Source organism: Haloleucobacter albus (genome assembly GCF_052492075.1).
On the sequence record NZ_JBQWAS010000018.1, the window covers coordinates 32,028 to 46,012 of the forward strand.

A 13,985-nucleotide genomic window follows, 5' to 3' on the forward strand; every position below is an offset into this window, starting at 1 on the left:
CTCCCAAAGCCGGGTCTCGAAAGCAGCTTCAGCGCGCGGGCGCGGTTGCAAAGCGCAGCGTCGCGCCGGGGGCAAGGGTGCGCAAATCAAAGGTGCGGATTTCGAGAGAGCCGCCGATATCCAGTGTCACCACCACAACATCGCCTGAAACGGCGGTGGATACGACCTGCGCCCCGGCAGGCAGCATCGCCGTCACCTCTCCGGTACCGATGGGCTGGGGCTTCAACATGCGATAACTGACAACGCCCAGCACCGCCAGAATGCCCACGAACATGATAAGCATGGACGCAGAGGAAAAGCGGCGGAACTTGGCGAGAACGCGCTCCTGCTCCGGGGTCAGCGGGGCTTCAGGAGCCTCATCGGCAGGGGGTGGGCGCGAGATCATGAAGGGCCGGAGCTCCGGTAAATGGAAAACGAATGAACAGCATGGCCGAAACTGGCGCGGATGACAGCCTTGAGGCATGGCAGGAGGAAGGGGCCGAGGGCACGGAGGCTCTCCAGTCTTCCACCAGCCTGAACATCACGGCCCTGGCCGAAGATGACGGCCAGCGGCTGGACAAGGTGCTGGCCCGCCATGCTCCGGAGCTCAGCCGCACCCGCATCCAGCGCCTTGTGGCGGAGGGGCAGGTCTTGTCCGGCGGGCGTGTGGTAGTGGACGCAGCCGGGCGGGTCAATGCCGGAGACAGCTTCACCCTCGCCCTGCCCGCCCCGGAACCAGCCGAACCCGAGCCGCAGGACATTCCCCTCACCATCGCCCATGAGGATGAAGACCTCATTGTGGTGGACAAGCCCGCCGGGCTGGTGGTGCATCCAGCTCCCGGCCATGCCTCCGGCACGCTGGTGAACGCGCTCCTGCACCATTGTGGAGACAGCCTCTCGGGCATTGGTGGGGTGCGTCGTCCCGGCATTGTCCACCGGATTGACAAAGACACATCCGGCCTGCTGGTGGTGGCGAAAAATGACAAGGCGCATCAGGGCCTTGCCGCCCAGTTTGCAGACCATGGCCGCACCGGCCCGCTGGAGCGCGCCTATCTCGCCTTTGTGTGGGGCATGCCCGGTACGCGCGGCAGTGTAGATGCGCCCATAGACCGCCACCCGACCCATCGCCAGAAAATGGCTGTGCGGGGCAGTGGTCGCCATGCCATCACGCACTGGCGTGTTCTGGAAACATTCGCCGGCAAGGACGGCGCGCCCTTGGCCAGCTTGGTGGAATGTCGGCTGGAAACCGGGCGCACCCACCAGATTCGCGTGCATATGGCCCATCTCGGCCACCCCCTTCTGGGGGATGAGGTGTATGGACAAGGCTTCCGCACCAAGGCCAGCCGCCTGCCGGAGCCAGCCCGCGCCTTGCTGGAAGGACTGGGACGACAGGCCCTGCACGCCGCCCGCCTCGGCTTTGCCCATCCAGCGCACGGTGAGCATCTTTCCTTTGAAAGCGCTCTTCCGCCGGAACTGGAAACGCTGCGCGCTGCGCTTCGGGGCGAAAATGACGCATAGGCGAAATTAGACTTTCGTACTATTCTGAGGTTTGCTCTGGCGGAAGGGGAACATATCTGCGCCCTTTTTCTGCTGTCCTATTATAGTGATCTGGCGGCAGGCATCTGCGGCCGCATAACGGCTGCCCATTGTGGGGCCGGTTGAATTCAGGAGGCCACCCATGGCTCAGGCCAGGAGCGCGGCGGCCAAAAGCGCGGCCAAAAGCGCACTCAAGAGCGCGCCTGTCCCCACCCCGGAAGGCGGTTTGACGCGGTATCTCGAAGAGATCCGCAAGTTTCCCATGCTCCAGCCGGAGCAGGAATATATGCTCGCCAAAAGCTGGCGCGAGCATGGAGACCGCGAAGCCGCCCACAAGCTGGTGACCAGCCATCTGCGCCTCGTGGCGAAGATCGCAATGGGGTATCGCGGCTATGGCCTTCCCATTTCCGAAGTCATCTCCGAAGGCAATGTGGGCCTGATGCAGGCGGTGAAGCGCTTCGAGCCGGACAAGGGCTTCCGCCTCGCCACCTATGCCATGTGGTGGATTCGCGCCTCGATCCAGGAATATATCCTGCGCTCCTGGAGCCTGGTGAAAATGGGCACCACCGCTGCGCAGAAGAAACTGTTCTTCAATCTGCGCAAGGCCAAGAGCCAGATTTCCGCGCTGGAAGATGGCGATCTGCGCCCCGATCAGGTGAAGCAGATTGCCACCAAGCTGGGCGTTTCCGAGCAGGATGTGGTGGACATGAACCGCCGCCTTTCGGGCGACGCCTCCCTCAACGCCCCCATTCGCGATGATGCGGAAGGCGGCGGCGAGTGGCAGGACTGGCTGGTGGATGACCAGCAGCAGGACCAGGAAGAGCGACTGGCTGAAAGCGAAGAGCTGGACAATCGCCGCGCTGCGCTGGCTGGTGCCCTCGGCGTTCTCAATGATCGTGAACGCCGCATTTTCGAGGCCCGCCGCCTCAGCGATGACCCGCTGACACTGGAAGAGCTGGCCGGTGAGTTCGGCGTCTCGCGTGAACGGGTTCGGCAAATTGAGGTGCGCGCCTTCGAGAAGGTGCAGAAGGCCGTGATGGAACGAGTGCGCGAGACGGAAGAGCCTCACGCCCATGCGGCAGCGCTGTAAGCCTGCACATCAGGCCCGGAAACGACTGAACCACAAAAGCGCAAAGGCCCGCACCTCAGGCGGGCCTTTTTCATGTTTGAATTCCGGCCCCGTGCAGGTTATCGCGCCGGCCGTTCAGTTCTGCTCTTCCGGCAACAGCGGCAGCGGAAACACCTCCACCTCATCTTCATGCAGGGCCTTCACCTCTTCAGAGGTCGCCTCTCCATAAATGGCGCGGTGCTCCTCATCGCCCTCATGCATGCGGCGAGCGAGACGGGCGAAATCATCCCCCACATAATCCGCATTCTTCACCACATGCTCACGCACTTGCCGCATGAGCGCCTGCAACTCCTTCGCCGGCCCGGAAGTCGCCGCCAGTTGCGGCACGGCGGCAGGAGGGTCATCCACTTCTCCCACAACAGGTGCGGGAGCCGTTTGCACGCTTTTATCCGTCCGCGCCACGGAAGGGGCCATGATAGCCTTTTCCACATCCGTGGCTCCACATTCGGGGCAGGCTACGAAGCCCCGCGCACGCTGCTCCTCATAGCTGGAGGATGACGGGAACCAGCTTTCAAAGCTGTGCCCCTGTGCACATTGCAGCGTATATCGAATCACGGTGCCTCTCCCACCGTATGGAGGTAGCCGGAACCGGCCGGCCCCTGCACCTCGAAACGGCGGCCATTGGACAGGGAAGGAATGCGACGGCGCGCACTCTCCACCGCTCCCAGATCAATGTCCGCCAGCACCACGCCCGGATTCGCACCGCCTTCGGCAATCACCCGTCCCCAAGGGTCAATCACCAGCGAGTGACCATAGGTTTCGCGGCCATTCTCATGCTTGCCACCCTGCGCTGCGGCCAGCACCCATGCGCCATTTTCAATCGCGCGCGCGCGCAGCAGCACATGCCAGTGTGCCTCTCCCGTGGGGCGGGTAAAGGCGGCCGGCACCGTCAGCACCTGCGCCCCGGCTTCTGCGAGCGCGCGATAAAGGGCTGGAAAGCGCAGATCGTAACAAATGCTCAGGCCGAGATTCACGCCATCCACATCTGCCAGAACCGCCTTCTCACCTGCCTGGTAAGCGGCTGATTCGTTGTAGCTTTCACCCTGCCCAAGATCCACATTGAACATGTGGATCTTGTCATAGCGGGCCGAAAGCTCACCTGCCGGATTGATGACGAAAGCCCGGTTCACGGCCCGGTTCTCACTCACCTTCAAGGCCAGTGAGCCGATATGCAGATGAATTTTCAACTCACCCGCCAGTGCACGCAGCGCGGCAAGTGTCTTGTCTTCTTCCTCAGTCGCAAGAGCCTCGAACAGCGCCCCCCGATCCATTTCCATGAGATTGGTGGTTTCCGGCGTCTGCACATAACGGGCGCCTTCCTGCGCCGCCTCACGGATCAGGGCGATGGCCGTTTCCAGATTGGCGGCCACATCCCGCCCCGTGCGCATCTGCACCAGGCCGACACGCAGGCTCTTGTTGGTGGCATTCGGGCGGGCGGTATCGTGAGACGTCATCGGCTCGCTCTCTTTTGAACGGGTTCTCATATGAAGGCATTCTGCCATGAGAACCGTGCAAGGCCATCACACAACATCAGAAGAAGAGATCAGATCCACGCATCGGCCCTCAGGCCGCGATCAGTTCATCCAGCTTGCCGCTCTGATCCAGCGCATAGAGATCGTCGCAGCCACCCACATGGGTCTCGCCGATGAAGATCTGGGGCACGGTGCGGCGACCGCCGGAACGATCCACCATTTTCTTCTCGGCTTCACGATCCATGGTCACATCCACTTCGGTGAAGGTCCTGCCCTTGCGCCGCAACAGTTCCTTGGCCGAGTGGCAATAAGGGCACCAGCTCTTGGTGTAGATTACAATGGGTTTCATGCAGTCCGTCACAACAGTGTCGCGCGACAGTGGGCGTACTGTCACGCAATTGCTTTAGCATAAGCGCTGGCGTGGAATCGACAAGCTGTACGCGAGATTCCGCGCCACTCAATTCACCAGACTGTGAGGTATCATCTTCATTCCCCAAGGGAAGATGATACCGGCGCGGTGAATTCGACATCCGGCACATGCGCAAAGGTCAGCACATCCACCCGCCGCGCACCGCTTTTGCGCAAGGCCCGGACGCAGGCATCCAGCGTCGCGCCTGTTGTGTAGACATCATCCACCAATAGCACTGTGCGCCCTTCCAGCCCGGCCCATGCGGCCTGCGGCACAATGAAGGCCCCCTCCATATTGGCCCGGCGCTGCGCCTTGCTCAACCGCGTCTGTGAGCGAGTCATACGCCGCCGCCGGAGCAGATCCGTACGGACAGGCAGGCTCAACCCGCCATCTTCAAGAAGAGACTGGATCGACCGGGCCAGAACAGCCGCCTGATTGAAACGCCTGCGCCACAAGCGCGCCGGATGCAGCGGCACCGGCACCATCATGTCCGCCTCCCTCAGAAGAGATAGCCCCGCTTGCACCATGAGCCGCGCCATGGGGCGGGCCATATCCAGCCTATCCGCATATTTCAGGCCATGCACCATACGTTGCGCCATCTCATTGAACAGAACCGCCGCACGCGCGCTGTCAAAAGCCGGCGGCTCGGCAAGAGCGCGTGTGGACAACAGCTCCGCAGCCATCCCGTCTCGCCCTGTCAGAGGCTCACCCGTCCTCTGACACACGGGCGGGGTGATGAAATGCAATTCTCTCCAGCAGGATGGACACAGCCCTCCCGTTTCCGCCATCACCCGCCCGCAGACCGTACAGGTCGGCGGCAAGGCCAGATCCAGAAACGTGCGCCCCAAACGGATGGCACCCCATCCCGGCAGGCGGGCTTGCCGCCAAAGTCGCAAGATTTCGGCCAGCCCCCGCCTTTTGCGATCCGGCGCTTCAGGCACGCGCCCTTCAGCCGGCATGTTGCACCACCTCGCAGAACCGCCCGCGCAGATGCAGGCCCCTTTCGAATGCACACATCCGCCCCTCTTGTCCAAGGACGTGTTGCGCTGCACACATCGCCTCTGCCAACATAGCGCACTGCTCCGGATCAGACAGTGTTCCGGCGTAACTGGCGCGCCGCACGGTTGCACTCAAACGATGCACCCCAAGGCATGCACCAGGACTGGTCTTCCGCCCCCGCAGGGCTTATGGGCTGAAGACCGGCAGAAAGACAGACCCTGGGGAAGAATGATGAACAAGACCAACAAGGGCAATTTCTTCGAGGATTTTCGCATCGGCCAGGTGATCCGCCATGCCACGCCGCGCACGGTGACGGTGGGGGATGTGAGCCTTTATAGCGCCCTTTACGGCACCCGCTTCGCCGTGCAGTCGGCAGACAGCTTTGCTCAGGCCATTGGCTATCCGTGCGCGCCCGTGGATGATCTGCTGGTCTTCCATGTGGTGTTCGGCAAGACCGTGCCGGATATCTCCCTGAACGCAGTGGCCAATCTGGGCTATGCCGGCGGGCGCTTCCTTGCCCCGGTCTATCCCGGAGATACGCTGACGGCAGTTTCCGAAGTCATCGGCCTGCGCGAAAATTCAAATGGCAAGAGCGGCGTGGTCTATGTGCGCTCCACCGGCTTCAATCAGGATGGCATTGAAGTACTGGATTATGTGCGCTGGGTAATGGTGCGGAAGGGCGATGTGAACGCCCCCGCACCTGAAACCGTTGTGCCCACCCTGCCCGCCGCCCTCGCCCCCGACGCCCTTGGCAGTGCCGTGCCGGTGCTGGATGTGGCAAACTGGCGCAACGATCTTTCCGGCTCCACCGCCCGCTGGGGCGATTATGAGGTCGGCGAGCGTATCGACCATGTTGACGGCATGACAGTGGAAGAGGCCGAGCATATGCTCGCAACCCGCCTCTACCAGAACACCGCCAAGGTGCATTTCAACCAGTTCACTGAGGGCCAGGGCCGTTTCGGCCGACGGCTGATTTATGGCGGGCACGTGATTTCACTGGCACGCGCACTCTCCTTCAATGGGCTGGGCAACGCCTTCCAGGTTGCGGCCATCAATGGCGGCCGGCATGTCTCCCCGCTGTTCGCCGGGCTGACGGTGCATGCCTGGAGTGAGATTCTGGATACTCAGCCTCTGCCCGGCCGCGAGGATGTGGGCGCCCTGCGCGTACGCACCATCGCCACCAAGGACCAGCCAACCAGCAACTTCCCCGGCAAGATCAATGATGAGTATGACCCCAGCGTGATTCTGGATCTGGATTACTGGGTTCTCATTCCGCGCTGATCCGGTCCGGTCACAGCTCCAATGCGCGAAACGGAAAAAGCCGGCCAAGTCGCCGGCTTTTTCTTTCTGGCCTCACCACAGGGATGAGCCGCCAGCCTCTCCCCCGGACATCTGGCCGGCGCGTCCATCCGTCTGCGGCGCATAAGCGGAAGGCGCTTCGGGCGTTGACTGAAGAGGCACTGCCAGAGGCGATGCGGCAACCGGCCGCTCTCCGCCTTCCGGCTTCGGGCGCGGCAGGGAAAAGGCGGACATGAAGCGCCAGGCTTCCTCGCCTGCATCAATGTCGCGATTTCTCAGGCCCAGGAAAGGAGTCGCCGCCGCCATATCCGTATCCACCCGTGCAGGCGACTGGTGCCCCCCGCGCTCAACAGTGAGGAAGCGCACCTTGCTGCCTCCCCGGCACGCCCCCCAGCTCCGTTCTGTCACGCTGGTGCCATCCCATTTATCGCGATTGGGTAGGCTGCGCCGGGTGGACGCCCCACATCCGTTCAAACGCGCAAACAGGGCGGCGCTGTCCGGTGCGGAAAGGGTCGCACCCAATGGGGTCCAGAAGCCGGAATAGGCAATCACCGAATCCGCAGTGCCATGGATGAACATGATGGGTACCGGACGAGACGGATGACACGTCTTCCGATAAGTGGCCGGAGCCGTAGCCATGATGACAGTATAGGCGGCAAAGACATGCGCGAATTCGCAGGCCATGCGCTCCACCATGAAACCGCCATTTGAAATGCCCGCCAGATAGATGCGGGAGGGGTCGGCAATACCTTCCTTCACCAGCCTTTGCGCAAGCGTGACGAGAAAAGGCACATCATCACCCGGCCGCAGCACGCCTGTCAGCCGCATGGCGGCCGGGCGACCATCATTCCACACCCGCCCGCCGCCTTGCGGATAGACCACAACGAAATCATTCGCTCGAGCAGTTTGATCCAGCCCGAAATAACCGCGAAACCCTTCTGCCGATTGCCCGGCCCCGTGAAGGGCGATCACCACCGGCCGCGGCCCCGCGCCCCCCTGAGGCTGCAACATGAGATAGGAGCGGCTCTCCCCTCCAACCTTCAGGCGATGCTCGCTCAATTCCCCTGCACCGGCCGGAAGCAGGCCGGCTGCCCATGAAAGACACAGCACCTGCACAGTCAAAGCCAGCCCGCGCAGAGCCAGACTGCGACAAAATCGCCACAGTTTCCCGAAATGACACATCGGCCCCACCCACTCGCAGAGGTACCATATACCCGTAATATGCCCGGCCAATGTCCGCATATGTTCCGAAACCCTTGTAAAAACAGACTATGTTGCACACCCTGCATCGGCCGCAGCTAGACTTAATGATTGCGGCAGCCCCGCGGCAAGCCTGTGGCAGTCAGGCCACAGATTGTGCATGATCTGATTAAGAGTTGATTCAGATCAAACTGAATTTGAGGCAACAGCGCGAAAGCTGCACCTCAGACATTCATCCACTTTTCGGAGTTCAGGGGCATGAAAAAGTACGTTCTGGGCGCGACGCTCGCAGCTGGTCTTGGCGCTTTTGCGGCTGGTGAAGCGGTTGCCGCCGATATGCAGGCTGCCCCTGTCTACAAGGCTCCCGTGGTGGAAGAGCAGCAGAGCCCCTGGCAGATCCGTATTCGTGCCCTCGGCGTGCTCCCTGAAAATGGCGGCCATGTGAATGGCATTTTCGGTTCCGATCTGGATTACACCAATTCGATCACGCCTGAACTCGACATCACCTATTACTTCACCGACAATTTCGCGGCCGAACTGATCCTCGGCACCACCCGCGCGAACATTGACGGGGCCGGCACCATTTCCAGCCTCGGCCAGATCGGCAAGACTTGGATTCTGCCGCCGACCCTGACGCTTCAGTATCACTTCACCAATTTCGGCGCGTTCAAGCCCTATGTCGGCGCGGGCGTGAACTACACCTTCTTCTACAGCCAGAGCGCCAGCTACCCGACGCTGGACCTGAAGGTGAAGGACAGCTGGGGCTTCGCTCTCCAGGCCGGCTTCGACTACATGTTCGACAAGCACTGGGGTATCAACTTCGACGTGAAGAAGATCTTCCTCGAGCCGGAGTTTGATGTCGTGGTGGCCGGTGTCGGCGCTGCCAGCGGTCGCGCCAATCTGAACCCCTGGCTGATCGGTGGTGGTATCACCTACCGCTTCTGAGCCTCGCTCCCTATTCAGAATAGATACAGCGCCGGCCTATGCCGGCGCTGTTTTCATTTCTGGCTGCACACCAACCAACAGGCCGACAGAGCATTCGGTTCAACTACCGAAATATATTTTCCCATAATTCAGGCTTGCGGGATCACCCTGCTCCGGCGCATGGTGCAGCGTCATTACAGGCATTCCAGCCTGTCAGCCCAAGCCATTTGCCAGGCTGGCGGCAAAATGCCCAGCGCCCGACAGTTCCCACTCCAACCTACGGACAATTGCAAAATTGTCACGCAGGGCGCATGAAACCGAAGCATTTCTGCTTTGGAATCGTTGCGAACTGGCCTCGATTGGGATACCTGATCGGTCAATTCTTGGAGGAGGCCCATGGCCGATAGCCCTTCGCGCGTTCAGCGCCCCCTTTCGCCTCACCTGCAGATCTATCGCCCGTTGTTCACGATGATAATGTCCATCGTGCACCGTATTACGGGCATCGGGCTGTATTTCGGCATGGTGATTTTTGTGTGGTGGCTGCTTGCTGCTGCATCCACCGTTTCAGCGTTTGATACGTTCAGCGCCATTGCCGGTTCCTTCATCGGTGTGCTTGTGCTGCTCGGCCTTACCTGGGCCCTGCTGCATCATGCCCTGGGTGGCGTGCGCCACTTCATCTGGGACTTCATCCGCGGTTTCGGTCCGAACGAGCGCATCCTGCTCGCCAAGCTGACCCTCGCCGGTTCCATCATTCTGACCATTGTGGTCTGGGCCATCGGCCTTGGACTGAAGGGCTGAGGAGAGCGCCATGAGCCGTCCCACCCACCCGACTCACACCCCCATGCGCACGCCGCTCGGCCGCGTGCGTGGCCTGGGCGCCGCCCGTAATGGCACCCAGCACTTCTTCATGCAGCGGGTTACCGGCTTTGCCAATCTGCTGCTGACGGTGGCTTTCATCATCATCGTCATCCGCCTCGCCGGGGCGAGCTACGCGGAAACCCGCGAAGTGATCGGTCAGCCGCTGGTGGCCATCATCCTTCTGCTCACCCTCGTTTCCGTCTCCACCCATATGCGTCTGGGCATGCAGGTGGTGATCGAAGACTATGTGCACGCTGAAGGCTGGAAGGTGTTCTGGATCATCTGCAACACTTTCTTCACCACCGTGATTGCCCTTGCCGGCGCCTTCGCCGTGCTCAAGATCAGCCTGGGAGGCTGATGATATGGCCGATACCGCAAACGGGACCGCTGCCCCCTCCAAGAGCGGCGCTGCTTACCCCATCGAAGACCACACCTATGATGTGCTGGTGGTCGGCGCTGGCGGCGCAGGTCTGCGTGCTGTCGTGGGCTGCTCCGAAGCCGGCCTGCGCACCGCCTGCATCACCAAGGTGTTCCCCACCCGCTCCCATACCGTAGCGGCACAGGGAGGCGTCGCCGCCTCTCTCGCCAATATGGGTGAGGACAAGTGGGAATGGCACATGTACGACACCGTCAAGGGGTCGGACTGGCTGGGTGACCAGGACGCCATCGAATATCTGGTGCGCAACGCGCCCGCCGCTGTTTACGAGCTGGAACACTGGGGCGTGCCCTTCTCCCGCACGGAAGAAGGCAAGATCTATCAGCGCCCCTTCGGCGGCATGACGACTCACTTCGGCAAGGGCACCGCCCAGCGCACCTGCGCCGCTGCGGACCGTACCGGCCACGCCATGCTGCACACGCTCTATGGTGCAGCGCTGAAGCATAATGCCGAGTTCTTTGTCGAATATTTCGCCATTGACCTCATCATGGATGATGAAGGCAAGTGCCGCGGTGTGGTGGCGCTGAAGCTGGACGATGGCACCATCCATCGTTTCCGCTCTCACCTCACCATTCTGGCGACAGGCGGCTATGGCCGCGCCTACTTCTCCGCCACTTCCGCCCATACCTGCACGGGTGATGGTGGCGGCATGGTGCTGCGCGCCGGCCTGCCTCTCCAGGATATGGAGTTCGTGCAGTTCCACCCCACCGGCATTTATGGCTCGGGCTGCCTCATCACCGAGGGCGCCCGCGGTGAAGGCGGCTATCTGACCAACTCCGAAGGCGAGCGCTTCATGGAGCGTTATGCGCCTTCCGCGAAGGATCTTGCCTCCCGTGACGTGGTGTCGCGCTCCATCACGATGGAGATTCGCGAAGGCCGCGGCGTCGGCAAGAACAAGGATCACGCCTTCCTCCATCTCGACCATCTCGACCCCGCCATTCTCCATGAGCGCCTGCCCGGCATCTCGGAGAGCGCGAAGATCTTCGCTGGCGTGGACGTGACCCGTGAGCCGATCCCGATTATCCCGACCGTGCACTACAATATGGGCGGTATCCCCACCAACTATTTCGGTGAGGTGCTGGACAAGCGTGGTGACAACCCGGATGCCGTGGTGCCCGGCCTGATGGCCATCGGCGAAGCTGCCTGCGTTTCGGTGCATGGCGCGAACCGCCTTGGCTCCAACTCGCTGATCGACCTTGTGGTGTTCGGCCGCGCCGCCGGCCTGCGCGCTGCGGAAGTCGTCAAGCCCGGCCAGAAGCATGAGCCTCTGCCCGAGAACAGCGCCGAGCTGGCCCTGTCTCGCCTCGACAAGTATCGCTATGCCAAGGGCAGCACCCCGACCGCTGAACTTCGCCTGAACATGCAGAAGGTGATGCAGAACAACTGCGCCGTCTTCCGCACAGGTGAAGTGCTTGAGGAAGGCCGCCAGCTGATCCACAAGGTGTTCGAGAGCGCCTCGGATATTGGTGTGAGTGATCGCGGCCTTGTCTGGAACTCCGATCTCATGGAGACGATGGAGTTCGAGAACCTCATCGGCCAGGCTGTCGTGACCATGGAGAGCGCGGCCAACCGCAAGGAAAGCCGTGGCGCCCATGCCCGCGAGGATTATCCCGAGCGTGACGACGCCAACTGGATGAAGCACACTCTGGCCTATCTCGATACCGAGAAGGGCACAGTGCGCCTCGATGATCGCCCGGTGCACACCTACACCATGTCGAGCGACATCGAATATATCGAGCCGCGCAAGCGCGTGTACTGATCCCGTTTCCTACAGACCGCGCGCTCTTCATGATGCGCGCGGTCGTGGCAAACAACTGTGGGCGGTTACCGCTCCAGAGACCGAGGGCCTCCCATGGCTGAGTTCTCTCTTCCCAAGAATTCCCAGATCACACCCGGAAAGGTGTGGCCGAAGCCGCAGAACGCCAAGCGTCTGACTGAGTTCCGCATCTATCGCTGGAACCCGGATGATGGCCGCAACCCGCGCGTCGACACCTATTATGTGGACCGTGAGGATTGCGGGCCGATGGTGCTCGACGGCCTCATCTACATCAAGAACAAGATCGACCCCACCCTCACCTTCCGCCGGTCTTGCCGCGAAGGCGTGTGCGGGTCGTGCGCCATGAATATTGGCGGCACCAACACGCTGGCCTGCACCAAGGGCATGGATGAAGTGCTGGTGAAGGGTTCGGTGAACGTATATCCGCTGCCACACATGCCGGTGGTGAAGGATCTCGTTCCCGATCTTACCCGCTTCTATGCGCAGCACGCTTCCATTGAGCCTTGGCTCCAGACGGATAGCGCCCCGCCGGAGAAGGAATGGCGTCAGTCCAAGGAAGACCGCGAGAAGCTCGACGGCCTTTATGAGTGCATTCTGTGCGCCTGCTGCTCCACCTCCTGCCCCAGCTACTGGTGGAATGGTGATCGCTATCTCGGCCCGGCCGCCCTGCTTCAGGCCACGCGCTGGCTGAAGGATACGCGCGATGAGCGTACCGGCCATCGGCTTGATAATCTGGAAGACCCCTTCCGGTTGTATCGCTGCCACACCATCATGAACTGTGCCCAGGCCTGCCCCAAGAGCCTGAACCCCGCCAAGGCCATTGCCGAGGTGAAGAAGATGATGGTGGAACGTCAGCTCTGATCCTGGCTGACCCCGTTTTTGAAAAGGGCGCTTTCAAGCGCCCTTTTTGTTTGTGCCGAGGCTGATGCCTCTCAAAGCTGTGCCAGAAGATCCTCAAACTTCACGCTGGAAGCCTGCCCCAGATGGGTGCCATGCTGCTGCAAGAACCCCTCCGCTGCCTTGCGGCCCTCCGCCTTCAGCCAATCAATAAATGCCTGCTCGGCATTCAGCTTGGATGAGAAATCCAGCGCATTCATCACCGGGTTGGAAACCACATGGATGCGCATGCGCGCCCAGTCTGCCGCCTCATGATTATCGCCGGCCCCGCCAGCTGCCCGCTGTAGCAGGTCAATCATGTAAAGCTCCTTCACCAGCACGGCATTGAAGGACACTTCATTGAGCCGGTTCAGAATTTCCGTCGGGGTCCGCGGCGTTCCCTGCCGCTGTAACGGGTTCACCGGCACCAGAATCGTGTCATCGGAATCCAGCTCCGTCACGAGAGGCGTCAGAGTGGGGTTACCCGAATAACCGCCATCCCAATACGGGTCGCCATCAATCTCCACCGCCTGAAACAGAGCCGGCAGACATGCCGAAGCCATCAGCACATTTGGCGTGATTTCAGCATTGCGGAAAATCCGCGGTCGGCCTGTCCTCACATTTGTGGCTGTGATGAAAAGTTTGATCGGCGATGTACGCAAACGCTCAAAATTGATCTGCCGATCCAAAATAGGCGCCAGCGCATTCTGCCCTGTCGGATTGTACTGATAGGGCGAGAACATCCGCGTCATGAAATCCACGAATAGATATCCGGGAGACTGCTCCAGAGACCAGTGCCCCATCATGCGCTCCAGAGGTGTGCGCTGAAAAGGGCTGAACTGCGCGGCTTCCCATACATGGCGCCAGTAGCTGTCCAGCGCCTTTCGCGCGCCGTCCCGCCCACCCGCAGCATAGCCATCGGCCAGAACGGCGGCGTTCATCGCGCCGGCCGAGGTGCCGCATACCCCCTCAATCTCCAGCCACTCTTCTTCCAGAAGCCGATCCAGCACCCCCCATGTGAAGGCCCCGTGAGAGCCACCACCCTGCAAGGCCAGGTTCACCACCACACGCTCTTTGTGCATGACTGCTCT

At 61.3% G+C, this 13,985-nt stretch carries 15 protein-coding genes; 8 read left to right on the forward strand and 7 right to left on the reverse strand.

All coding sequences use genetic code 11. From position 1 onward, the window contains the following. Nucleotides 1-28: 28 nt before the first annotated feature. Complete coding sequence (locus ACT6QH_RS02955) at nt 29-385, reverse strand: hypothetical protein (protein ID WP_444973322.1); 357 nt, start codon at nt 383-385, stop codon at nt 29-31. 32 nt (nt 386-417) lie between these two features. On the opposite strand from ACT6QH_RS02955, the gene ACT6QH_RS02960 reads away from it, so the two are divergent. Both ACT6QH_RS02960 and rpoH read left to right on the forward strand, forming a co-directional pair. Then, a complete protein-coding gene (locus tag ACT6QH_RS02960; protein ID WP_444973323.1) occupies nt 418-1,497 on the forward strand; it encodes an RluA family pseudouridine synthase in 1,080 nt (359 codons plus the stop codon). 160 nt (nt 1,498-1,657) lie between these two features. After that, nucleotides 1,658-2,605: an RNA polymerase sigma factor RpoH gene (rpoH, locus tag ACT6QH_RS02965; RefSeq protein ID WP_444973324.1), complete on the forward strand. Its 948-nt coding sequence runs from the start codon at nt 1,658-1,660 to the stop codon at nt 2,603-2,605. 114 nt (nt 2,606-2,719) lie between these two features. Here rpoH and ACT6QH_RS02970 read toward each other — a convergent pair whose 3' ends face one another. The 4 genes from ACT6QH_RS02970 to ACT6QH_RS02985 all read right to left on the reverse strand — a co-directional run bounded on the left by ACT6QH_RS02970 (nt 2,720) and on the right by ACT6QH_RS02985 (nt 5,484). Further along, nucleotides 2,720-3,199: a DUF1178 family protein gene (locus ACT6QH_RS02970; RefSeq protein ID WP_444973325.1), complete on the reverse strand. Its 480-nt coding sequence runs from the start codon at nt 3,197-3,199 to the stop codon at nt 2,720-2,722. Further along, a complete protein-coding gene (locus tag ACT6QH_RS02975; protein WP_444973326.1) occupies nt 3,196-4,098 on the reverse strand; it encodes a carbon-nitrogen hydrolase family protein in 903 nt (300 codons plus the stop codon). The genes ACT6QH_RS02970 and ACT6QH_RS02975 overlap by 4 nt, the downstream gene beginning before the upstream one ends. A gap of 109 nt (nt 4,099-4,207) precedes the next feature. Beyond that, nucleotides 4,208-4,465 carry a glutaredoxin 3 gene (gene grxC, locus ACT6QH_RS02980; RefSeq protein WP_444973327.1) on the reverse strand — a complete coding sequence of 86 codons (258 nt, stop codon included), beginning with the start codon at nt 4,463-4,465 and terminating at the stop codon, nt 4,208-4,210. A 137-nt stretch (nt 4,466-4,602) separates the two neighbouring features. Then, nucleotides 4,603-5,484, reverse strand: coding sequence for a ComF family protein (locus ACT6QH_RS02985; RefSeq protein WP_444973328.1), 882 nt, complete (start codon nt 5,482-5,484; stop codon nt 4,603-4,605). Nucleotides 5,485-5,755: 271 nt separating this feature from the next. Between ACT6QH_RS02985 and ACT6QH_RS02990 the strand changes: the two genes are divergently transcribed. Continuing rightward, nucleotides 5,756-6,805, forward strand: coding sequence for a MaoC family dehydratase (locus ACT6QH_RS02990; protein ID WP_444973397.1), 1,050 nt, complete (start codon nt 5,756-5,758; stop codon nt 6,803-6,805). Nucleotides 6,806-6,877: 72 nt separating this feature from the next. Here the strand turns inward: ACT6QH_RS02990 and ACT6QH_RS02995 are convergent, their stop codons facing one another. Continuing rightward, the gene (locus ACT6QH_RS02995; RefSeq protein ID WP_444973329.1) at nt 6,878-8,005 is read right to left on the reverse strand and encodes a CE1 family esterase; all 1,128 of its coding nucleotides are present in this window, start codon (nt 8,003-8,005) and stop codon (nt 6,878-6,880) included. A 276-nt stretch (nt 8,006-8,281) separates the two neighbouring features. Between ACT6QH_RS02995 and ACT6QH_RS03000 the strand changes: the two genes are divergently transcribed. The 5 genes from ACT6QH_RS03000 (at nt 8,282) to ACT6QH_RS03020 (ending at nt 12,879) form a co-directional block, all read left to right on the forward strand. Beyond that, nucleotides 8,282-8,968: an OmpW/AlkL family protein gene (locus tag ACT6QH_RS03000; RefSeq protein ID WP_444973330.1), complete on the forward strand. Its 687-nt coding sequence runs from the start codon at nt 8,282-8,284 to the stop codon at nt 8,966-8,968. Nucleotides 8,969-9,343: 375 nt separating this feature from the next. Then, on the forward strand, nt 9,344-9,745 hold the full coding sequence (gene sdhC, locus ACT6QH_RS03005; protein ID WP_444973331.1) for a succinate dehydrogenase, cytochrome b556 subunit: 402 nt from the start codon (nt 9,344-9,346) through the stop codon (nt 9,743-9,745). A 10-nt stretch (nt 9,746-9,755) separates the two neighbouring features. After that, entirely contained in the window at nt 9,756-10,163 is a 408-nt protein-coding gene (gene sdhD, locus ACT6QH_RS03010; protein ID WP_444973332.1) for a succinate dehydrogenase, hydrophobic membrane anchor protein, read from the forward strand. Between the two features lie 4 nt (nt 10,164-10,167). After that, nucleotides 10,168-12,000, forward strand: a complete 1,833-nt coding sequence (gene sdhA / locus ACT6QH_RS03015) for a succinate dehydrogenase flavoprotein subunit (RefSeq protein WP_444973333.1) — start codon at nt 10,168-10,170, stop codon at nt 11,998-12,000. A 93-nt stretch (nt 12,001-12,093) separates the two neighbouring features. Beyond that, complete coding sequence (locus tag ACT6QH_RS03020) at nt 12,094-12,879, forward strand: succinate dehydrogenase iron-sulfur subunit (protein WP_444973334.1); 786 nt, start codon at nt 12,094-12,096, stop codon at nt 12,877-12,879. A gap of 71 nt (nt 12,880-12,950) precedes the next feature. On the opposite strand, the gene ACT6QH_RS03025 is transcribed toward ACT6QH_RS03020, so the two are convergent. Beyond that, nucleotides 12,951-13,976, reverse strand: coding sequence for a patatin-like phospholipase family protein (locus ACT6QH_RS03025; protein ID WP_444973335.1), 1,026 nt, complete (start codon nt 13,974-13,976; stop codon nt 12,951-12,953). Nucleotides 13,977-13,985: the final 9 nt, after the last annotated feature.